The 20,562-nt window shown below is 69.8% G+C and carries 16 protein-coding genes; 9 read left to right on the top strand and 7 right to left on the bottom strand.

Annotated features, from left to right (window positions below; translation table 11 throughout):
- Positions 1-53 precede the first annotated feature (53 nt).
- Both AC5P1C_RS21895 and AC5P1C_RS21900 read left to right on the top strand, forming a co-directional pair.
- Positions 54-605 carry a SigE family RNA polymerase sigma factor gene (locus AC5P1C_RS21895; protein WP_493867583.1) on the top strand — a complete coding sequence of 184 codons (552 nt, stop codon included), beginning with the start codon at positions 54-56 and terminating at the stop codon, positions 603-605.
- Positions 602-1,960 carry an outer membrane protein assembly factor BamB family protein gene (locus AC5P1C_RS21900; RefSeq protein ID WP_493867584.1) on the top strand — a complete coding sequence of 453 codons (1,359 nt, stop codon included), beginning with the start codon at positions 602-604 and terminating at the stop codon, positions 1,958-1,960. The genes AC5P1C_RS21895 and AC5P1C_RS21900 overlap by 4 nt, the downstream gene beginning before the upstream one ends.
- A 116-nt stretch (positions 1,961-2,076) precedes the next feature.
- Here the strand turns inward: AC5P1C_RS21900 and AC5P1C_RS21905 are convergent, their stop codons facing one another.
- On the bottom strand, positions 2,077-2,715 hold the full coding sequence (locus tag AC5P1C_RS21905) for a sigma-70 family RNA polymerase sigma factor (protein ID WP_493867585.1): 639 nt from the start codon (positions 2,713-2,715) through the stop codon (positions 2,077-2,079).
- 78 nt (positions 2,716-2,793) lie between these two features.
- On the opposite strand from AC5P1C_RS21905, the gene AC5P1C_RS21910 reads away from it, so the two are divergent.
- The 3 genes from AC5P1C_RS21910 to AC5P1C_RS21920 all read left to right on the top strand — a co-directional run bounded on the left by AC5P1C_RS21910 (position 2,794) and on the right by AC5P1C_RS21920 (position 7,086).
- Complete coding sequence (locus AC5P1C_RS21910) at positions 2,794-3,630, top strand: alpha/beta fold hydrolase (protein ID WP_493867586.1); 837 nt, start codon at positions 2,794-2,796, stop codon at positions 3,628-3,630.
- Positions 3,631-3,680: 50 nt separating this feature from the next.
- On the top strand, positions 3,681-5,264 hold the full coding sequence (locus AC5P1C_RS21915) for an FMN-binding glutamate synthase family protein (protein ID WP_493867587.1): 1,584 nt from the start codon (positions 3,681-3,683) through the stop codon (positions 5,262-5,264).
- Between the two features lie 298 nt (positions 5,265-5,562).
- Positions 5,563-7,086, top strand: coding sequence for a catalase (locus tag AC5P1C_RS21920; RefSeq protein ID WP_493867588.1), 1,524 nt, complete (start codon positions 5,563-5,565; stop codon positions 7,084-7,086).
- Between the two features lie 119 nt (positions 7,087-7,205).
- On the opposite strand, the gene AC5P1C_RS21925 is transcribed toward AC5P1C_RS21920, so the two are convergent.
- Entirely contained in the window at positions 7,206-9,251 is a 2,046-nt protein-coding gene (locus AC5P1C_RS21925) for a SpoIIE family protein phosphatase (protein WP_493867589.1), read from the bottom strand.
- Between the two features lie 355 nt (positions 9,252-9,606).
- Between AC5P1C_RS21925 and AC5P1C_RS21930 the strand changes: the two genes are divergently transcribed.
- A complete protein-coding gene (locus AC5P1C_RS21930; RefSeq protein WP_493867590.1) occupies positions 9,607-10,032 on the top strand; it encodes an SRPBCC family protein in 426 nt (141 codons plus the stop codon).
- Between the two features lie 471 nt (positions 10,033-10,503).
- Positions 10,504-11,133 carry an alpha-ketoglutarate-dependent dioxygenase AlkB gene (locus tag AC5P1C_RS21935; RefSeq protein ID WP_493867591.1) on the top strand — a complete coding sequence of 210 codons (630 nt, stop codon included), beginning with the start codon at positions 10,504-10,506 and terminating at the stop codon, positions 11,131-11,133.
- 26 nt (positions 11,134-11,159) lie between these two features.
- On the opposite strand, the gene AC5P1C_RS21940 is transcribed toward AC5P1C_RS21935, so the two are convergent.
- The 4 genes from AC5P1C_RS21940 to AC5P1C_RS21955 form a co-directional block, all read right to left on the bottom strand.
- Positions 11,160-12,476: a cytochrome P450 gene (locus AC5P1C_RS21940; protein ID WP_493867592.1), complete on the bottom strand. Its 1,317-nt coding sequence runs from the start codon at positions 12,474-12,476 to the stop codon at positions 11,160-11,162.
- Between the two features lie 169 nt (positions 12,477-12,645).
- Positions 12,646-13,530 carry a geranyl diphosphate 2-C-methyltransferase gene (locus AC5P1C_RS21945; protein WP_493867593.1) on the bottom strand — a complete coding sequence of 295 codons (885 nt, stop codon included), beginning with the start codon at positions 13,528-13,530 and terminating at the stop codon, positions 12,646-12,648.
- 14 nt (positions 13,531-13,544) lie between these two features.
- Entirely contained in the window at positions 13,545-14,804 is a 1,260-nt protein-coding gene (locus AC5P1C_RS21950) for a family 2 encapsulin nanocompartment cargo protein terpene cyclase (RefSeq protein WP_493867594.1), read from the bottom strand.
- A 125-nt stretch (positions 14,805-14,929) separates the two neighbouring features.
- Positions 14,930-16,342: a family 2B encapsulin nanocompartment shell protein gene (locus AC5P1C_RS21955; RefSeq protein WP_493867595.1), complete on the bottom strand. Its 1,413-nt coding sequence runs from the start codon at positions 16,340-16,342 to the stop codon at positions 14,930-14,932.
- Between the two features lie 314 nt (positions 16,343-16,656).
- On the opposite strand from AC5P1C_RS21955, the gene AC5P1C_RS21960 reads away from it, so the two are divergent.
- The gene (locus AC5P1C_RS21960; protein WP_493867596.1) at positions 16,657-17,319 is read left to right on the top strand and encodes a class I SAM-dependent methyltransferase; all 663 of its coding nucleotides are present in this window, start codon (positions 16,657-16,659) and stop codon (positions 17,317-17,319) included.
- Positions 17,320-17,331: 12 nt separating this feature from the next.
- Here the strand turns inward: AC5P1C_RS21960 and AC5P1C_RS21965 are convergent, their stop codons facing one another.
- Entirely contained in the window at positions 17,332-18,039 is a 708-nt protein-coding gene (locus AC5P1C_RS21965) for a TetR/AcrR family transcriptional regulator (RefSeq protein WP_493867597.1), read from the bottom strand.
- A gap of 261 nt (positions 18,040-18,300) precedes the next feature.
- Here AC5P1C_RS21965 and AC5P1C_RS21970 point away from each other — a divergent pair, with 261 nt between their 5' ends.
- Complete coding sequence (locus AC5P1C_RS21970; protein ID WP_493867598.1) at positions 18,301-20,544, top strand: MMPL family transporter; 2,244 nt, start codon at positions 18,301-18,303, stop codon at positions 20,542-20,544.
- Positions 20,545-20,562: the final 18 nt, after the last annotated feature.

Below are 20,562 nucleotides of genomic sequence, written 5' to 3' on the forward strand. Positions count from 1 at the left end.
ATAGCAGGGGGTGGCTCATCGCGTCGTGATGGTTGCCAAGAAGGGGAGGGTCGATGGAGGCCTCAAGTCACGACGAGTTCCGGGAGTTCGTAGCGATGCGCTCCACCGCGCTGCTCCGGCTCGCGGTGTTGCTCACCGGCGGGGACCGGCATGCCGCGGAGGATCTGCTGCAGATTGCGCTGATGAAGGCCTACGGACGCTGGGCGCGCATCGAGCAGCCCGAGGCGTACATCCGCCAGATCATGTACCGCCAGCAGGTCAACCGCTGGCGGCTGCGCAGAAATCGCGCCGAGACGACGGTGCCCGTACTGCCCGAGTCAGGCGGTGAGGCAGGCGCCGATTCGGACTCCGAGCTGCGGATCGCGCTGTGGGCGGCGCTCGGCCGCCTGACGAAGCGCCAGCGGGCCGTGGTCGTGCTGCGGTACTTCGAGGATCTACCGGAGGCCGAGGTCGCGGCGCTGCTGCGGTGCCCGGTCGGCACGGTGCGCAGCACGGCCCACCGATCGCTCGCCAAACTCCGGTTGCTCGTACCGGAGCTCGGTCCCGAAGGGTCCGCGGAAAGGGTGCAGCCGCTCAGCTATACGCCGAAGGAGATGCGGGGATGACGACGGAACGCGTGGAGGAGAAGGTCCGGGAGACGCTGCACGCGGTCGCCCTGGACCGGGTGCGCGCGCCCGGGGATCTGGTGGAGCAGGTGGTACGACGGCGCAGCCGACGCCACTTCTCGCAGGCGGCGGGGGCAACGGTGGCCGTTGCCGCGATCACCGTGGGGGCGGTGTTCGGCTTCGGGGGCGGTGCCGGGGCCGAGCAGGACCGGCCCGTGCGACCGGCCGCGTCGCCGGAGGGCTGGAAGCCATGGCAGAGCAGCGACCCGGGTGCAAGCGAGCGGGGCTGCCTGGTGGATGGTTCCGCGCTCTACTGCGGCGGGTCCAAGTACGACGCCGCGAAGTTCGACGCCAACACCGGCGAGCGGCTGTGGACCGTCAAGGTCAATCGCGAGGGCGACGGGCCCGACCACCCGTTCGCCGTGCGCGACGGCGTCGTCTACGCCTACCGCAATCACACCGCGAAGAACCAGCCGAACGGTGACTACGCGGGCGGTACCGACCTGATGGCGGTGGACGCCGACAACGGCGACGTCCTGTGGAAGGTCGAGATGCCGCAGGACGACCGCACCGACCAGGCCGCCATGCTCATCGACGGCGCGATGCTCGTGAACACCCCGACGCTGCGTACGATGTCGGCCCTCGATCCGCTGACCGGTGAGGAGAAGTGGCGCCATACGTGGGACAAGGGCATCTCGTGCCAGCGGGCGGTGTTGAGCGGTGTGCCCCATCTCCTGTGCACGCGGCACTCCGAGAAGCCGGACGACACCGATGTCTTCCGCCTCGATCCCGCAACCGGAGACGCCAAGAAGGTCACGACCGTCCTCGGAAGGCCGCAGTTCGTCGGGGTCTCGGGGGACCGGATGGTCCTGAGCGAACCGGAGGGCACGTCCGGCAGGAACATGCGCCTGACCACTGTCAACACCTCCGGGGAGCAGACCTCGCACGCGTATCGGACCAAGGGGGAGCTGGCCGCCTCGGAGGTCATCGGTGATCGTCTGATCACCGTGACCTGGCAGGGCAAGGCTTCGGTCTACTCGCTGTCCACGGGAAAGGCCCTGTGGACCAAGCCGGTTGGGGTCAGGCTGCCCGACAAGCACGCACTGGCGGGCATGGCGCCTCCGGTCGTATCACCGGGGCGGGGAGTCGTGTACTTCTTCAGCTCGACCGGAGATCTGTCCGGCCTCGATCTGCGCACGGGTGAACGGGTCTGGCGCGATCATGTCGACACCGGAGAGGCAGGCCCGGGGGGCGGCGGCTTGACGGGGATGCCCCAACTCCTGCTCTATCACGATGTGTTGGTGGCCCAGAACGGCAGCAAGATGGTCTCTCTCCTGCCGCAGGTCGGCGACTGACCCGTAAGAGTCCAGGCCGGGGCGGCACCGCCGCCCCGGCCGACGGCTGCTCGCCCGGGGGGTCAATTCTGGACGCACCCTGGCCCCAGCGGAGCACTCCCCGGCCCCCTCACCGACTACTTGAGGAGCCGGAACCCAGTGGCCAGCTCATCGCGCTGGATCTCGTGGGCCAGCGCGCGGCGCACGGAAGCCGAGCCGACCGCTGTGGCCTTCGTGGGGATGTCGAGGCCGCGGCTGATCTCGTCGTACGCGGCTCGGTGGCCGGCGGGCAGCTGTGACTGATGCTGCCTCAGGTCCTCTTCCAGGAGCCGCCGCAGCTCGTCGACGTTCTGGGGCGTGAAACGCTTCTTGCCCCGGCCGATGGCGTTGACGTAGCGGGTGCAGTGGGCGCCGTCGTCCAGGGTCTCGGAGACCTCCTCGGCGAGGCCCCATAGGCGCCCCTCCAGCCAGGGGACGTCCCGCTGGTCGAGGTGGAGCTCCATCGGCGGCAGACGGTCGGCCGCCCTGGACTTCGTCATCTGCTTGGACACGGCGGGCTGACTCATGTCCGCGAGTTCGGCGATCTTGTCCTGCGTCCAACCGAAGTCGGCGAACAGCCTGATCATTTCCGCGCGCAGCTTCCGCATCTCCTCGCCCGCGCGGATCACCTCGTTCATACCGGCGAGCATCCGCTCGGCCCGCTCCTCGGTCAGCGGCACACGGTGCTGGGTCTGGGGCTGGGTCCGGGTCTGGTGCGCGTCCTGTTTGCCTGGCATGGCTTGGTTATACAGCGCGGCCCTCCCATCTCCATAACCCGGTTGTATAACCTGGTTATGACTGTCAGGATTCCCGCCATGCCTACCTTCTCCGCCCCTGACGGAACCCGCCTCGCCTACCACCTGCACGGAGACAGCGGCGCGGACCGCCCCCCAGTCGTGTGCGTACCCGGCGGCCCCGCGGACTCCCGCTACCTCGGCGACCTCGGTGGCCTGTCCGCGCACCGGCGACTCGCCGTCCTGGACACGCGCGGCACCGGGCGGTCCGCGATCCCAGCAGACCCCGCCTCCTACCGGTGCGACCGCCTCGTCGACGACGTCGAGGCCCTGCGCGTCCACCTCGGACTCCCCCGGATGGACCTGCTCGGCCACTCCGGCGGGGCGAACATCGTGACGCAGTACGCGGCCCGCTACCCGCGCAACCTCAGCAGGCTCGCCCTGATCAGCCCCGGCACCCGAGCCGTCGGCATCGCGATCTCCGGCAAAACGCGACGTGAGCTCGCCCGACTGCGCAAGAACGAGCCGTGGTTTCCGGCCGCGTTCGCCGCCCTGGATGCGATCTCCGAGGGCACCGGGACCGACTGGGAGGCCATCACCCCCTTCTTCTACGGACGGTGGGACACCGCGGCCCAGCACCACCACGCGGCCAGTCGGCCGAGCAAGGAAGCCGTCGCCGGCTTCGCGGCGGAGGGCGCCTTCGACGCCGAGGCCGCGCGCGCGGGGCTCGCCGACTGCCGGATCCCCGTCCTGCTGCTCACCGGGGAGTTCGACCTGAACAGCCCCCCTCAGCCGGTCTCCGAGTTCGCGGCACTGTTCCCCCGGGCGACCCTCGTGGTGCAGTCGGAAGCGGGTCACTATCCCTGGCTCGACGACGCCGAACAGTTCGTGGCGAAAACGGCCCCGTTCCTCGGGTAGCGGCCACCCTCCACACGTGTGACCGGTCGAATTCGGGTCAGATGGGGATCATGACGCGTTTCGCAACGGTGGGCCTGCTGATGGCCTGCGCAGTGGGCAGTGTGCTGCTGGCCCTCCTGACATCCACGTGGTGGTGGTTCGCCGCGGCGCCCTTCGTGACCGTGGCGCTGACCGGGGTGTACGACCTCGTCCAGCGCAGGCACTCCGTACTGCGGAACTATCCCGTGCTCGGCCACCTGCGGTTCCTCATGGAAGCGCTGCGCCCGGAGCTGCAGCAGTACTTCGTGGAACGCAATTACGACGGCAGGCCCTTCGACCGCGACACCCGCAGCATCGTCTACGAACGGGCCAAGGGCGTCGCCGCCGAGGAACCGTTCGGCACCGAGCGCGACATGGACGCCCGCGGCTACGAGTTCCTCGTGCCGTCCATGGCTCCTGCGGAGGTGCCCGACGAGCCGCCCCGCGTCCGGATCGGCGGGCCCGACTGCAGCCGGCCGTACGACATGGCCCTGCTCAACGTCTCGGCGATGAGCTTCGGCTCGCTCTCCTCCAACGCCGTCCTGGCCCTGAACACGGGCGCGGCACGCGGCGGGTTCGCGCACGACACCGGCGAGGGCGGCCTGTCCTCCTACCACCTGCGGCCCGGCGGCGACCTCGTCTGGGAGATCGGTACCGGGTACTTCGGCTGCCGCACCCGTGACGGAGAGTTCGACGCGCGGCAGTTCGCCGAGAAGGCGGCCCACCCTTCCGTGCGCTGCGTGTCGCTCAAGCTGTCGCAGGGCGCGAAGCCGGGGATCGGGGGCGTCCTGCCCGGCAGCAAGGTCAACGCCGAGATCGCCTCGGTGCGGGGCGTACCGGAGGGCGAGACGGTCGTCTCACCGCCGTACCACCGCGTCTTCTCGACCCCTCGCGAGCTCGTCCGGTTCCTCGCCCGGATGCGGGAGTTGACGAACGGCAAACCCGTGGGCTTCAAGCTGTGCCCCGGATCGCGGGCCCAGTTCCTCGCCGTGTGCAAAGCCATGGTGGCGGAAGGGGTGACCCCGGACTTCATCGTCGTGGACGGTGCGGAGGGCGGCACGGGGGCCGCGCCGCTGGAGTTCGCCGACAACCTCGGCATGCCGCTTACCGAGGGTCTCTTCACCGTGCACAGCGCCCTGACGGGCACAGGGCTGCGGGAGCGGATCCGCATCGGCGCCGGCGGCAAGGTGGCGACGGGCTCCGACATCGTCAAGCGCCTGGCCCTGGGCGCCGACTACACCAACGCGGCCCGCGCGATGATGTTCGCCGTCGGCTGCATCCAGGCCCAGCGCTGTCACACCAACCGCTGCCCGACCGGCGTCACCACCCAGGACCCGCACCGGGCCCGCGCCCTCGACGTCGTCGACAAAGCCGCGCGCGTCACGCGCTACCAGCAGGCCACCGTCCACAGCGCGCTGCAGATCATGGCCGCGATGGGCATCCGGGACACCGCGGAGCTGGGCCCGCGGCTGCTGCGGCGCCGCGAGGACCACGGCCGGTTCCGGTCCTATGCCGAGCTGTACCCGTGGCTGTCCCCCGGCGAACTCCTCGCCGCACCGCCCGAGAGCTGGGCCGCCGACTGGCAGACGGCGGATCCGGACACCTTCGCCGGCTGACCGCCCGTGAGAGACCCCCGTACGGAAACGGGCCGGATCGCCACGTATCGGCGGCGCCAAGTCGGGCACCCGGACCCTGTCCGGCGAAAGATCCAACCGGACCGACGAGGGGCAGCACGGCCCAGGAGGTCGACGACAAATGGCCACACCGGTAGAAAAGCCGCAAGATGGACTCGATGCCGACGCGGCGTCGAGATCCGCACGCCACAGACAGACCTCCACACGGCCCTTCGCGGCAGCTGCAGGACCTGCCCCTCGCGGCGCAGAGGACACCACCACCGAAAGGCACTCTTAACCCATGAACGACGTCACAGGTAAGGCGACCACCACCGACGCCGGCGTTCCGGTCGAGAGCGATGAGCACTCGCTCACCGTCGGCGCGGGTGGGCCGATCCTCCTCCAGGACTCGTATCTGATCGAACAGATGGCGCAGTTCAACCGGGAGAGGATTCCTGAGCGGCAGCCGCACGCCAAGGGCAGCGGCGCCTTCGGCCACTTCGAAGTCACCGGAGACGTCAGCGCCTACACGAAGGCCGCCCTCTTCCAGCCGGGTACCCGTACCGACCTGGTGATCCGGTTCTCCACCGTCGCCGGTGAGCGCGGGAGCCCGGACACCTGGCGCGACCCACGCGGATTCGCGGTGAAGTTCTACACCACCGAGGGCAACTACGACATGGTCGGGAACAACACCCCGGTCTTCTTCGTGAAGGACCCGATGAAGTTCCAGCACTTCATCCGGTCCCAGAAACGCCGGGCGGACAACAACCTCCGCGACCACGACATGCAGTGGGACTTCTGGACCCTCTCGCCCGAGTCCGCCCACCAGGTGACGTGGCTGATGGGTGACCGCGGCATCCCGCGCACCTGGCGCCACATGAACGGCTACACCTCGCACACCTACATGTGGATCAACGCGCAGGGCGAGCGGTTCTGGGTGAAGTACCACTTCAAGACCGACCAGGGCATCGAACACTTCACGCAGCACGAGGCCGACCAGATGGCCGCGGCCGACACGGACTATCACACCCGGGATCTGTTCGAGCACATCCGGGACGGCGAGTACCCGAGCTGGACGCTGTACGTGCAGCTCATGCCGTACGAGGACGCGGCCGACTACCGCTTCAACCCGTTCGACCTGACCAAGGTGTGGCCGCACGGCGACTACCCGCTGGTCGAGGTCGGCAAGATGACCCTGGACCGCAACCCCACGGACAACCACGCCGAGATCGAGCAGGCGGCCTTCCAGCCGAACAACCTGGTCCCCGGCATCGGCCCGAGCCCCGACCGCATGCTGCTCGCGAGGCTGTTCTCGTACGCCGACGCGCACCGCCACCGCATCGGCGGCAACTACCAGCAGCTGCCGGTCAACGCCCCGATCGTGCCCGTCCACACGTACTCCAAGGACGGGGCCATGGCGATCCACAAGCGGCAGGACCCGGTCTACGCACCGAACTCCAAGGGCGGACCGGCCGCCGACACGGCCCGCTATGGCTCTCCGCCGAGCTGGTACGCGGACGGTGACATCACCCGCGCCGCCTACGTCGACCACGCCGAGGACGACGACTGGGGCCAGCCGGGCACCATGGTGCGCGAGGTACTCGACGACGCGGCGCGCGACCGCCTCGTGGACAACGTCGTCGGGCACCTGCTCAACGGAGTGACCGAACCCGTGCTCGTCAGGGCCTTCGAGTACTGGTCGAACATCGACAAGTCGATCGGAGAGCGCATCAGGCAGGGCGTGCGCGCCAAGGCGGACGAGAAGGACCCCAAGGCCGCGGAGCAGGCCAACCCGGCCCGCAGCAGCATGCAGGACAAGGCCTGAGCGACCCGCACGTACGGAGGCCGCTGCCCCTCGGGCAGCGGCCTCCGCCGCGTTGGCGGACGAACGGGCTGGTGAACGAACAGAGCGGCGAACGAACAGGGCAGTGAACGAGCGGCCCTTCACGCCTCCGGCTCGGCGAACTCGCACCAGACGGCCTTGCCCTCGCCGCGCGGCTCCACTCCCCAGCGTGACGCGACCGCCTCCACCAGGAGCAGTCCACGGCCGGAAGTGGCGGTCTCCACGGGGGACCTCTTGCGGGGGCGTGTGCTGGAGCGGTCCTTGACCCAGAGGCGGACACGGCGGGGCGGGCCGGTCAGCACCTCGAGCGTGAGGATGGCTCCCCCGTCGGTGTGGACCAGGGCGTTGACGAGGAGTTCTCCCGCCGCCACCTCGACGTCGTCGGCGACCGCGCCAAGTCCCCACGCCGCGAGGTGTTCGCGCAGCGCAGCGCGCGCGTCGGCGAGCCCTTCGGGATCGGCCTGGTGGACGTACCGGTGGATCCGCGGCTCCTGGAGCGTCCCGGGGTCGGGGAGCCTGCGCAGGACCAGGAGCGCGACGTCGTCACTGCTGCCCCACCTCTTCCACAGCACGCGCGAGAGATGGTCCGCCAGGTCCCCCGCCCTTTCCGGACCCGCGGACAGCACCTCGGCGAGGTTCTGGAGCCCGGTGTCGAGATCGAGGGTGGCGTCCTCCACGAGCCCGTCCGTGCACAGCACCATCGTCTCGCCCGGCACGAGGTCGATCCGCACCTCGGGGTAGTCCTCCATGCCGAAGTCGGTCGCCAGGCCCAGCGGCAGCCCGCCATGGACCCGTGGCACGCCCACACGGCCGTCCACGTGCCGCACGAGCGGCGGCAGATGCCCGGCCCGTACGGCGCGGACGATCCCGGACGTGGGGTCGAACTGGGCGTAGGTGCAGGTGGCGAACCGGTCGGTGTCCAGCTCGGCCAGGAAGCGTGAGGCGCGCGAGAGCACCGTCGCGGGCGCATGCCCCTCGCCGGCGAAGGCCCGCAGGGCGATGCGCAGCTGCCCCATGATCGCCGCGGCGTGGGTGTCGTGTCCCTGTACGTCGCCCACGACCACGCCGATGCGCCCGCGGGGCAGGGTGATGACGTCGTAGAAGTCGCCTCCGACGTCCCGGCCGCCCCAGGCCGCGTGATAGCGCACGGCGACCTCGGAGTCCGGGACGTCGGGGATCCCGCGCGGCAACATCGTGGCCTGCAGGCTCTTGGCGAGGTCCCGCTCCTCGTCGAAGAGCATGGCGCGCTGCAGCGACTGGGCGACGATGCCGGAGAGACCGATGCAGAGGTTGCGGTCCGCGTCGGTGAAGTCCTTCCGGCCGCGGTAGAAGAGCGCCAGCCCGCCGATGGCGCGGTCCTGTGCGACCAGCGGCAGGAACGCCGCCGAGTCGAGTTCCATGTGCTCGATGTAGGGAGCGAGACGGGTGAAGCGCCGCCCGAAATCGGGCAGCGAACCCACGAAGCGGGGCTGGCGGGTCAGGACGGCCTCGGCCAATGGCAGCGATTCGTCGACCTTGTACAGCTTGAGTTCGTCGAGCGCCTGCATCGTCTGGCCCACCAGCGCGATCAGCTTGAGGTCCTCGCCTTCGACCAGGCCAAGGACCAGGCCGTCGGCGGCGAACCGGTCGAGGCCGCTGGCGCCGGAGAGGACGGCCACCACGTCGTCGACCGTGACGGCCCGGGAGAGGGCCTCCGTGGTGCCCTGCACCATGAGGGCGATGCCCTGGCGGCGTTCCTCCCGGGGGTCGGTGGCCGCGAGCTCCCGCCCGTCGTTCGAGGCCTTCCGGATGACTCCGACGGCGCGTACGGCCCGGCCGTCGTCGTCGCGCAGGACGCGTCCACGGACGTGTGTGAGGTGCCGCGTGCCGTCGCGGTGACGGACACGGAAGTAGACGCCGTAACTGTCGGCACCCGTCGTGGACGCCTCCGTGACGGCGAAGCTGATGCGCACGGCCTCCTCGGGGGGCACGCGCCCCTGCAGGGAGGTCACCTGGCCGTGGAACTGATCGGGAGGCAGGTCGAGCACCATGAGGGCGCTGTCGTCGAGGCTGAGCCCGCCGGTCTCCAGGTCCCAGTCGAAGCTGCCCATGCCGGTCAGGAGCAGGCACTGTTCCAGGTCGATGTGTGACTTCTTGGCTGACGTCATAGCTGTCTCCGTATGCCGCTCGGTCACCATAAGCGCCTGGCGTCCCAGGCGCGCGGCACGTCACTCTCCGTCGCGGTCAGCACGCCTTCACCCCGTGCAAAACGTGGAGATCACCCTTCCGGCGATCTATCGGAAGAACGGGGTATTCGGTCAGTCCGGAGAAGCCCGCACCCGGCGAGACCGTCGACCTGGAGGAGCTCGCCGCGTCCGGCGGGAAGGGCTGATCCACGCGCAAGCGGAGTCGCGCGCAAGCGGAGTGACGCCTTCGAATGGTCCGTCCACGAGGGGGTACCGGAGTTCCACGCCCGAGCGGCCCGGGGAGATCCGTGGCCACCCCGTCCAGAAAGAGGTGTGTATGTCCGCGTCCCTGATCGAGTCCGTCGACGTCCAGGCGCCGGTCTCCGTCGCCTGGGAGCTGTGGAGCGACGTGACACGCTGGCCTTCCTTTCTCAGCCACGTACGCCTGGTCGAGCCGATGGACGGGGGTCGCTTCGCATGGCAGCTGGAACTGCCCGGTGCGGAGAAGAACTTCGTCGCCGAGCTCACCGAAGTGGTGCCCGAGAACCGGATCGCCTGGCACACCGTGGAGGGGGTTGACCACGCCGGCGTGGTGACCTTCCACCGGCTCAGCGACACCACCAGCCGTGTGACGCTGCAGATCGAGTACGACCCGAAGGGCTTCGTGGAGCGCCTCGGCGCGCTCACGAACCTCGACTCCACGCTGGCCAATTACGACCTGGGTGAGTTCCAGAAGCTCGCCGAGAAGGCGGCGGCACGGTAGAACCCCTGAAGCGGTAGACCCCTTGAACGCGCGAGGAAGCGAACGGCGCCGCGCCCGCTACAGCAGTAGCGGGCGCGGCGCCGTCCCTCGCACATCGGGCAGCGCGTCAGGCCGCGTCACTCCGGTGGTCGGCCATCGGCTGTCGACTGCCTGCCGGGCGCCCTTCCCCGTGAACGAGGCGAAGGTGACGTACGCGCCGATCGGTTCTCGGCCACGCTTCCTCGTTCAGCAGGTCCTCGATGCGGTCCATGGCGATCATCAGGAGCCCCATGACCGGCAAGAGCAAAAGAGCGACAACTAGCATCGGCAGCGTCCTCCTCGCGGCTTCTCTTCTCGCGTGCCCCCCATCGACACGCCCACGGCCCCGAAGGTATGGAGAGCCTGCAACGCTCTCTTCACATATGTGCCGCGTGGATCACGACCGCCGTTCGGATTAGCGCACACGTTCGAATCATTCGCTACACTGACCGCATGGCAACGCACCAGCTCCAGGGATCACTCTTCGATCAGAGCGATGACGTGCGCCTGGGCCCCCTGGACGGAATCCGCAGGACGGTCCTCGGCGACGGAGCGTGGATCGACCTCCTGCCGGGCTGGCTCAGCGGCGCCGACGTCCTGTTCGAGCGGCTGGCCACGGACGTCCCGTGGAAGGCCGAACGCCGCCAGATGTACGACACGGTCGTGGACGTACCGCGGCTGCTCGCCTTCTACCGCGACGGAGAACCACTCCCCCACGCCGTTCTCGACGAGGCCCGCCAAGCGCTCTCCGCGCACTACGCGGCCGAGCTCGGCGAGGCGTTCACGACGGCCGGCCTGTGCCACTACCGCGACGGGCGCGACAGTGTGGCCTGGCACGGCGACCGCGTCGGCAGGGGCGCCCGCGAGGACACGATGGTCGCCATCCTCTCCGTGGGAGCACCCCGCGACCTGCTGCTCCGCCCGCGCCACGGCGGCGAGGCCGTCCGGCACCCGCTGGGACACGGCGATCTGATCGTGATGGGCGGCTCCTGCCAGCGCACCTGGGAGCACGCCATCCCCAAGTCGACGCGCGCCGCCGGAGGACGCATCAGCATCCAGTTCCGGCCGCACGGGGTGCGGTGACCGCTGCCGCGGGGGACGCCGGGGCCCTAGTCGCCCAGTACCGCAGGCGTCGGGGCGTCGGGGCGGACCGTGATGCTGTACGCGGCCTTGGGCGGGGTGGAGTTGAAGCTCGGGACGTGGAGCGGCAGCAGGTGTTCGAGGAGCGTCGTTGATTCCCGGAGGGCGAACTGCAGCCCCAGGCAGGCACGGGGGCCGACACCGAACGGGTAGTAGCTTCCCGGGTCGGTGGGGCGTCGTCCGGGGGTCGTGAAGCGGGACGGGTCGAAGCGCGCCGGATCGTCCCAGAGTTCGGGGTCTCGGTGCGTGAGGTAGGGGCAGACCAGGACGTCGGTGCCGGCCTCGATCTCGTATCCGGAGAGGGTGTCGTCCTCCGCCGCGCAGCGCGGCAGCATCCAGGCAGACGGGTAGAACCGCAGCGTTTCGTGGACCAGTGCCTGGGTGGCCAGCCTGCGCTCGGGCGAGTCCTCGGGGCCGGCGGCGAGAGCCTGGTCCCTTGCTTGCGGGTTCTGGTCCAGGAGGAGGTGGAGCCAGGTCAGGGTCGTGGCGGTGGTCTCGTGCCCGGCGACCATCAGCGTGACCAACTCGTCGCGGATCAGCCGGTCGGTGTACTCGGGTCGCGTCTCGGCCGCATCGAGCAGGACATGCAGCAGGCCAGGTCCATCGGGTCCGGCATCGGCGTCGCGCGCGGCGGCGATGGCGCGGCTCGTGACCGCGTCGATCCTGGCCAGCTCGGCGGCGACCTCCCCTTGGGCCGCGGCACCGTCCGCGGGCAGGCTCGGCAGTGCGGCCACCACGGCGGGCACCGCGGCGAGTTCGCGCTCCGTGGCCGGGTCCAGAGGGTGTCCGGTCAGCGCGCGCCAGATGGTGTCCAGGGCGAAGCGGCGCATCTCGTCGCCGACGTCGAAGACCTGCCCCGTGCGGGCGTACTCGGCCCAGCGCGCCGCCGTGGTCCGGGCCGCCGCGGTGATCCGCTGCTCGTATCGGCGCATGCCCCGGCCGGTGAACTGGGCCTGCAGCAGCCGCCGTTGGCGCTGCCACGCGTCACCCGTCGCGGCCAGGACTCCGTCGCCGATCAGCAGCCGGGCGCGGTGCGAACGCTTCACGTACCGGCCGGGATGAAGCGCGAGCACGTGCTGCACGGCCTCGGGAGCGGTGATCAGGACGGTCGGGCGCGGACCGAGCCGGAAGGCGGCGACGCCGCCGAGCCGTTCGCGCGCCTGGGTGAACAGGTCGATGAGTTCCCCTCCCCCGGCCTGCCACTGTCCGACGAGGGCGGGATCGAGCTCGGGGACCCGGTGCCCGGGAGGCGACGGGAGTGAGCCGGGGCGGGCGTGGGTGGCCACGGGACTGCTCCTGTTCGGCGGCTGTGCGTCGTCACGGACGGGTGGAGGCGTCACGCACTGTAGGGGAGCCGGAGCGGCACGCGACAGTACGCCTCTGCCCTCGCGTCGCGAGCAGCCCCGAGGGGGCCGGGCCACCCCGTGGCGGCCCGGCCCTCTCGGTCGGTGGGGGTCAGACGCGGTCTGCCGCGATCAGGACGTACTGGAAGGAGCCGTCCTTGTACGAGTTGATGAACGCCTCCTCGATGCCGGTGACCAGGGACGACGTGGCCCGCAGCTCCCAGTAGGGCAGGGTCGCGGGGGTCAGGTCGACGACGGCCTGCGGGACGAGGCGGTTGTCGGCCATGGCGCGCAGGTACTCCCGGCGGGAGTGGATGTTGCACTCGAAGTGCGCGTTGATCTGGGAGACCCACCTCGACGGCTGGCCGTAACGCGGGTTCCAGCAGCCGGTGATGGTGACGTAGCGGCCGCCGACCTCAAGGACGCGGGAGTGCTCGGCGAAGAGGTCGTGCAGGTCGACGTACATCGTCGACTCGTTGTTCCACGAGCCCGCGGCCTGCCCTGTCTCGAAGGGCATGTCGAGCATGTTGCACACTCGGGCGCGGACACGGTCCTGGATGCGCAGTTCCTCGGCACGCTGGTTGGCGAAGTCGGCCTGCTTGGCCGAGAGGGTCACGCCCTCGACCTTGCACCCGAAGCGCTGGTGCGCCATGACCATCGAACCGCCGCGCCCGCATCCGGCGTCCACGAGCGTGTCGTCGGGCAGGCGGGAGCCGAGGTGGTCCAGGAGGACCTCGGCCTGCGCCGACTCCAGGCGGTGGAGCTCGCCGATGAGCTTCTTCTCGTGCTCGCTGTCGTCGGGGTCGCCCAGGGCCGCGCGGTCGACGTCGCCGATGCCGTAATGGTGGTGGTAGAGCCCGTCGACATCGCCGAGACGCAGATTCACGGGCCGCGCCTCGTTGTTCCAGTAGCGTGCGATGTCGCCCTGGTACGGGGTCGCGGGGGCGGGGACGAACGCGGACGCGCTGTCGACAGTGGAGAACTCGGTGCTGGTCACAGGTGATTCCGTCCTTACCAGAAATCGGGCAGGCTGTATCGGTAGGTGTTGGTCTGGTGCCAGTAGTGGTTGCCGTCGACCCACACGGCCACGCCCTTCAGGAAGCGCAGCACGCTCGGGACGGGACAGGAGGCCGCCAAGGCCGCGGCCGCGGCCTCGAAGTCGCGCATGAGGTCGTTGTGGACCTCGACCGCCTTCAGATAGGCGTCCTGGTCGGAGACGCCCTCACGGTCGGCGATCACCACGGGCAGGTTCAAGTGTCGTCCGGGGGCGGCCAGTTCCTTGGTGTACGAGTACAGGTCGTTGACGATGGTGCTGGCGTTCCCGGCGAGCGCGAGCACCCGTTGCATGGCGGCCTGGGCATGCAGGTCCGCGGGCAGTTCGTAACCGCCGACAGTGTCGGTGATGGTGGGGCAGGGCCGGAAGTTGTTGAACTGCCGCATCGCCAGGTACTCCCACACCTCCGGTGTTTGGTCCGTCTCGGCCCAGGCGGCCTCCGCGAGGTACCCCAGGTGCAGCCGGGCCATGTCGTGCCGGTAGCGGTCGGCCTGGGACGCGGTGGCCTGCTGGACGAAGTACTGCATCGCGGAGCGGTAGGCGCGCCGCGGGGCGTCCGCGTGCAGCGACTCGGCCCACTGCGGTTGGTACTCCTTCGTCGCGTGCAGGGGGTCCAGGGCGGTGTGGGCCAGGAGCAGGCGCCCCCCGAGGCCGATGGGCGAGCCGCCGTGGTCCTCGCAGTAGCAGTCGTCGACCGCGTTCTCCGCGACCATGAGCCGTGTGGCGACCATCAGGTGGTCGATGGTCGGAGCGTCCGGGTGACAGGCCACCATGTAGCGCCCGACCGAGAAGCCGTCGAATTCGCCCTCCCACTCGTCGGGGAACAGCTCGACCTCGTCCACCGCCCAGTCCTTGATCCGGCGGCTGACCTCCGCCACGCGCGCCGGGTCGGGCTCCGGCACCGGGTGGTAGTAGAGGCCCGGGATCTGCAGGGCGTCCGCCGGCGTCTCGGCCGCCGGCGTCTCGGCCGCCGGCGTCTCGGCCGCCGGCGTCTCGGCCGCCGGGGTCTCCTGCGGCTGAGGCGGCTCCGGTGGCTCCCGTAGCTCCGGCGGCTTCGCGCGCAGGGACAGGCGCAGGCCTGCCGTGCCAAGGCCGCTGGGGCCACGCAGGATGCGCTCAAGCGCGGGTGAGGCGGTGGGGGTGGGGACTTGGTCCCCGACGCGGGCCGCAGCGGCAGGCGGGGTCGACTGCAGAGGGGAAGACCCGGGATCGGGCATCCGTGGCTCCTTGGTGGGGTGGGTGGCCTGTCCCGGATCCGGGCACACTCGCCCGGCCCGGGAAGGTCCGGGCTGTTCGTGGCGGTACGACGGAACCTCTAGGCCCTCTAGATCCTCTAGGCCCTCTAGGCGCCCCTGCGGGCGATCTGCACGTTCTCCAGGACGCCGAGCGCGTTCGGCACCAGGATGGCGGCGGAGTAGTAGGTGCTGACCAGGTACGAGGTGATCGCCTGCTCGCTGATCCCCATGAAGCGCACCGACAGGCCCGGCTCGTACTCATCCGGCAGTCCGGTCTGATGCAGACCGATGACTCCCTGGTTGTCCTCACCGATGCGCATGGCGAGGATCGAGCTCGTCTGCTCCTTGGTGATGGGAATCTTGTTGCAGGGCAGGATCGGCACCCCGCGCCAAGCCGGTACCTGCTGCCCGCCGAGGTCGACGTGGTCAGGGTAGATCCCACGGGCGTTGAGCTCGCGCCCGATCGCCGCGATCGTCCTGGGGTGGGCGAGGAACAGCTTCGTGCCACGGCGGCGGCAGAGCAGCTCGTCGAGGTCGTCCGGAGTGGGCGGGCCCGAGTGGGGCTGGATCCGCTGCTTGAAGTCGGCGTTGTGGAGCAGGCCGAACTCCCGGTTGTTGATGAGCTCGTGCTCCTGGCGCTCGCGCAGCGCCTCGATGGTGAGCCTGAGTTGCTCCTCGGTCTGGTTCATCGGCCCGTTATAGAGGTCGGTGACCCTCGTGTGGATCCGCAGAATGGTCTGCGCGGCGGAGAGTTCGTACTCGCGCGGCTTCAGTTCGTAGTCGACGAAGGCGCCGGGCAGTGCGACCTCGCCGACGTGCCCGGCCGACATCGCGATCTCGGCCTCGCCGTACTTGTTCTGGCGCTGCCGGGGCAGTCGGCTGAACTCGTGTACGTGGGCCTGGAGGCTCGGCGCTGTGGAAAGGACGGCGTCGAAGTCGGAGCGGGACAGGGTGAGCAGGGTGCCCGCGGTCTCGGCGGTGGCGGTGCTGTCCCATCTGGCGTCGGCGTCCAGCAGGGTGTTCTCCCCGAACCGGTCGCCGTCGGCGAGTACGGCGACGCCGACCTCGTCGCCGTACTTCCCCACGGAGTTCTGGCTGATCCGGCCGTGGGCGATCAGATGGAGCTGCCCTGCGGGCGCGCCGCGCTCGACCAGCACCTCGCCGGCGCGGAAGTCCCGCTGGACGCACCGGTCGGCGATGGCGGTCAGGACCTCCACGTCGTCGAAGCCGCGCAGCAGGGCCAGTTCGCCGAGTTCCCTGGGGATCACGCGGACGTCGACGCCGTCCTGGACGAACTCGATGCGTCCGTCGCCGACGGTGTAGCTCAGGCGCCGGTTCACCCGGTAGGCGCCGCCCTTGGTCTCCACCCAGGGGAGCATGCGCAGCAGCCAGCGGGAGGTGATCTCCTGCATCTGCGGGGCGGACTTGGTCGTGGTGGCCAGCTTGCGGGCAGCCTCGGTGCTCAGGCTGGACCGCCGGGGCGGATCCAACTGCGTTTCCGGGCTGGTCTCAACGGTCATCGGGCGGGCTCTCCTTCACGGGGAGGTACGAGGCGTTTGTGCGCCAACCGGCGACAGCGGAACTAGTCGGCCAATCTCAGGGAATTCGTCCGGATCCCATGACCATTTAACGGCCGTTGCGCCGGGCCCGCCCGACAAGACCGCTGGCAACACACGAAGCAGTGATCTTGCTCGGCGCGGGGTTTATCCGACCGACCGACGACGTTCCGGCCACTGGCCGAGAGCGTGCGCAACTGGCTTCACTCCGGTACCTGGAGGGTGAGTTGACGACCCGTCAGGCACGGGCACTGGGGCACGAACTACGGTCGTGACCCATGACCGAAGCAACCCACCTGCACGCCACTCGGGCGGCGTACGACACCGTCGCCGCCGACTACGAGCGTTTCCTCCGCGACGAGTTGACCACCAAACCGCTGGACCGCGCCATGCTCACCGCGTTCTCCGAACTCGTGCGGGAACCTGGCACCGGGCCGGTCGCCGACGCCGGATGCGGTCCCGGCCGCATCACGGCCTTTCTCCACTCGCTCGGGGTGGACGCGTTCGGCATCGACCTCTCCCCCGGGATGATCGCGGTCGCCCGCCGGACGCATCCGGGCATCCGCTTCGAGGAGGGATCGATGACCGCACTCGACCTGGAGGACGACAGCCTCGGCGGCATCGTCGCCTGGTACTCGACCGTCCACACCCCGCCGGAACTGCTGCCGACCGTGTTCGCGGAGTGCCATCGGGTGCTGGCGCCCGGCGGTCGCATGCTCCTGGCGTTCAAGGCCGGGGACCGGCTGCGGCACCTGGATCGCGCGTACGGACACGAGTTGTCGCTCGATGTCTACTGGATGCCTGTCGAGCAGGTCGCCGGCCTGATGAGCGAGGGCGGTCTCGTCATGGACGCCCAGTTGATCCGCGAGCCCGACGAGAGCGAGAAACCGCGGCAGGGCACGCAGGCCTTCTTCCTCGCACGCAAGCCCAAGGCACCGTGACCCACGCCCCCCTCACCCGGGAATCCGGCGGTGGACGTCCTCCAGCAGGTTCCGCATCGCCATGCGGAACAGCTCTGCCTGGTGGTCGCCGAGGAACGAGGTGTGGCCGAACACCTCCAGGACCACGAGGCCGTGCAGGTGGCCCCATGCGCTCAGGAAGAGAGCAGTCGCGGGCGGCGGCAGGTGTCCCCCACCGAAGTGCGGCAGCTGGTCCAGGTGCCCCTTCATCGAGGGCGAGAGCGCCGGTGCGTCGGCGCGGGCGAGCTGCGCCGTGGTGAAGCCCTCGAACATCTCGCGCTCGAAGAGCACGCTCATCCGGCGCGTCGCCTGGGTGGTCGGGCCATCGGCGGGTGCCGCGTAGTCCCGCAGCGGTGTTCCGTACAGGAGTTGGAAGTGCTCGGGGTGGGCGATCGCCCATCGACGGTAGCCCTCGGCCGCGACCACCAGGCCCGGCAGGTCCGCATCGTCCGCCGCGGTGTCGACGGCGGCCTGCACCGCTTCGGCGAGGTCGTCGTACGCCTTGGTGACGAGCGCCGTGACGAGGGCGTCCCGGCTCGGGAAGTAGTGGTAGAGCGCCTGCACGGTCATCCCGAGACTGCGGGCCGTCGCCCGCAAGGACAAGGCGGCGGGCCCGTGTTCGGTGATGTGGCGCTCGGCGGCGTCCAGGATTTCCCGCGTGGCGGCGGCGCGGCGGCGCTCGCGCAGGGAAGGCGTAGCCATGGCGGGCTCCTCCGCGGCATGCGGCGGCCGTACGACGGCCGCCCCGGTGGACCACCCGGGAGTTTCCGGGTGTGAAGAAAATCTAACACTGCCAAATTTCGGGCGACCTCACTAACGTCGTCCGTGGCGACGAAGAGCGCGCGCCGCGCCTGCTTCTGACGGGGTGACAGGACCCTGCGGAGCACTGGGCCGACCCTGCCCTTGGCCAACTCCGGCCGTTTCGCGCCGCTTTCACCGTATGGACACCGAAGGAGATCGTGCGTGTTTGAACGCATAGCGGAACTGGCGATTCGCCGGTCCCGGCTGATACTGGTCGTCGCCACCGTGGTCGTGGCCCTCATGGGTGTCCTGGGCGCAGGCGCGTTCGGCAAGTTGCTGGGAGGCGGCTACGACGACCCGTCCTCCCAGTCCACCCGCGCCGGGAAGGTCATCGACGAGAAGTTCGGCGGTGAGACGAACCTGGTCCTGCTGGTCCGTAGCGCCGAAGGCCGCATCGACACCCCAGAGGCCGAGCAGAGCGGCCGGGCCCTGGTGGCCGGCCTCAAGAAGGAGCAGAACCTCGAGAACGTCATCTCGTACTGGGACACGGCGAGCCCCGACCTCCGCTCCGAGGACAGCCGCGAGGCCATGGTCCTCGCCCATGTGAAGGGTGAGGGAAAAGACCGGGACGAGAACACCAAGAGCCTCATCGACGCCTACACCGGACCGTCCAAGGGCCAGCTCTCCGTCCAGGCGGGCGGCGGCGCCGCCGTCACCAGCGAGATGGGCACACAGTCCGGCGAGGACCTCCTCCTGGCCGAGGCCATCGCCATCCCGCTCACCCTCCTCCTGCTGCTGCTCGTCTTCGGCAGCCTGGTCTCAGCCCTGCTGCCGCTGGTGATCGGCATCATCGCCATCGGCGGCACCTTCGCGGAGCTCTTCGTCCTCGGCAGCGTCACCGATGTCTCCATCTTCGCGATCAACCTGACCACGGCTCTGGGGCTCGGCCTCGGCATCGACTACGCCCTGCTCATGGTCAGCCGCTTCCGGGAGCAACTCGCGTCCGGGGCAAGCGTGGACGACGCCGTCCGGCGGACGGTGAGCACGGCGGGCCGCACGGTCGCGTTCTCCGCCGCGACGGTGGCGGCGGCTCTCGGGGCGCTCCTGGTGTTCCCGCAGTACTTCCTGCGCTCGTTCGGCTATGCCGGGGTCGGTGTCGTCGCCATCGCGGCCCTCAGCACCCTGTTCGTCATGCCCGCCCTGTTCGTCGTCCTGGGGCACCGGGTCAACAGCGGGCGGCTGCCCTGGGCGAACCGTCGCCGCTCCGCCACCCGGGCGCCCATGTGGGGGCGGCTCGCCGGCACCGTCATGCGGCGGCCCGCGCTCACCGCGCTGCCCGTGCTCGCGGTCCTGCTCCTCGCGGCGAGCCCACTCCTCGGCATCACCTTCGGCACACCGGACGAACGCGTGCTGCCCGAAGAAGCCCAGAGCCGCCAGGTCTCGACGGTGCTTCAGGAGAAGTTCAACGGCAGCGACGACGCGGCTCTCCACGTCGTCATCGACCGCCCCGTGAGCAAGGCCCCACTTCAGTCGTACGCGGATGAGCTGTCCGGGCTGGATGGCGTGGCCCGCGTCGAGACCAGCCAAGGCACCTACGCGGATGGACGGTCCGAGGCGGCCGACCCCGGCAGCAAGGCCCTGGGGCGCCCCGACGCGCAGCAGATCAACGTGGTGAGCACCCTGACTCCGAAGTCGGACGCGGCCCAGAGCCTGGTCGAGGAGGTGCGGGCGGTCGACGCGCCCCCAGGGACCGACGCCCTGGTGGGCGGAGTCGATGCCGAACTGGTCGACTCCAAGGACTCCATCGGCGACAAGCTCCCGCTCGCCGTGGCTCTGGTCGCCGTCACCACGTTCCTGCTGCTCTTCCTGTTCACCGGCAGCATCGTGCAGCCACTGCGTGCGCTGCTCCTCAACATGATCAGCCTGGGAGCGACCCTCGGCGTCATGACCTGGATCTTCCAGGACGGCAATCTCTCCTCCCTCCTCGGCTTCACCGCGCAGCCCATGGAGGTGTCCATGACGGTGCTGATGTTCTGCATCGCCTTCGGCCTCTCCATGGACTACGAGGTGTTCGTCACCAGCCGCATCAAGGAACTCCACGACCAGGGCGAGGACAACGAGTCCGCCGTGACCAACGGCCTCGGGCACACCGGCCGCATCGTCACCGCGGCGGCCTGTCTGCTCGCGGTGAGCTTCTTCGCCTTCGGCACGGCCAAGCTGAGCTTCATGCAGATGTTCGGCCTGGGCAGCGGCCTCGCCATCCTCATCGACGCCGTCGCCGTACGCGGCATCCTCGTACCCGCCGCCATGCGGCTGCTCGGCCGCTGGGCCTGGTACGCGCCCGGCTTCCTGCGGAAGGTCCACGGCCGCATCGGCCTCAGCGAAGGCGGCCCAGCGCCCGAGCCCACCGCCGGGGCGCAGCTCGTGAGCGAGTCGCCGTACGAGAAGAAGTCGACGCAGGTCTGAGCCCCGGAGAAGCAAGCG

The organism is Streptomyces sp. A18, from assembly GCF_059026065.1.

What these genes read in the sequence shown, in the direction of transcription:
- AC5P1C_RS21895 (WP_493867583.1), top strand. Translation starts at nt 54, where the DNA reads ATGGAGGCCTCAAGTCACGACGAGTTCCGGGAGTTCGTAGCGATGCGC.
- AC5P1C_RS21900 (WP_493867584.1), top strand. Translation starts at nt 602, where the DNA reads ATGACGACGGAACGCGTGGAGGAGAAGGTCCGGGAGACGCTGCACGCG.
- AC5P1C_RS21905 (WP_493867585.1), bottom strand. Translation starts at nt 2,715, where the DNA reads ATGCCAGGCAAACAGGACGCGCACCAGACCCGGACCCAGCCCCAGACC.
- AC5P1C_RS21910 (WP_493867586.1), top strand. Translation starts at nt 2,794, where the DNA reads ATGCCTACCTTCTCCGCCCCTGACGGAACCCGCCTCGCCTACCACCTG.
- AC5P1C_RS21915 (WP_493867587.1), top strand. Translation starts at nt 3,681, where the DNA reads ATGACGCGTTTCGCAACGGTGGGCCTGCTGATGGCCTGCGCAGTGGGC.
- AC5P1C_RS21920 (WP_493867588.1), top strand. Translation starts at nt 5,563, where the DNA reads ATGAACGACGTCACAGGTAAGGCGACCACCACCGACGCCGGCGTTCCG.
- AC5P1C_RS21925 (WP_493867589.1), bottom strand. Translation starts at nt 9,251, where the DNA reads ATGACGTCAGCCAAGAAGTCACACATCGACCTGGAACAGTGCCTGCTC.
- AC5P1C_RS21930 (WP_493867590.1), top strand. Translation starts at nt 9,607, where the DNA reads ATGTCCGCGTCCCTGATCGAGTCCGTCGACGTCCAGGCGCCGGTCTCC.
- AC5P1C_RS21935 (WP_493867591.1), top strand. Translation starts at nt 10,504, where the DNA reads ATGGCAACGCACCAGCTCCAGGGATCACTCTTCGATCAGAGCGATGAC.
- AC5P1C_RS21950 (WP_493867594.1), bottom strand. Translation starts at nt 14,804, where the DNA reads ATGCCCGATCCCGGGTCTTCCCCTCTGCAGTCGACCCCGCCTGCCGCT.
- AC5P1C_RS21955 (WP_493867595.1), bottom strand. Translation starts at nt 16,342, where the DNA reads ATGACCGTTGAGACCAGCCCGGAAACGCAGTTGGATCCGCCCCGGCGG.
- AC5P1C_RS21960 (WP_493867596.1), top strand. Translation starts at nt 16,657, where the DNA reads ATGACCGAAGCAACCCACCTGCACGCCACTCGGGCGGCGTACGACACC.
- AC5P1C_RS21965 (WP_493867597.1), bottom strand. Translation starts at nt 18,039, where the DNA reads ATGGCTACGCCTTCCCTGCGCGAGCGCCGCCGCGCCGCCGCCACGCGG.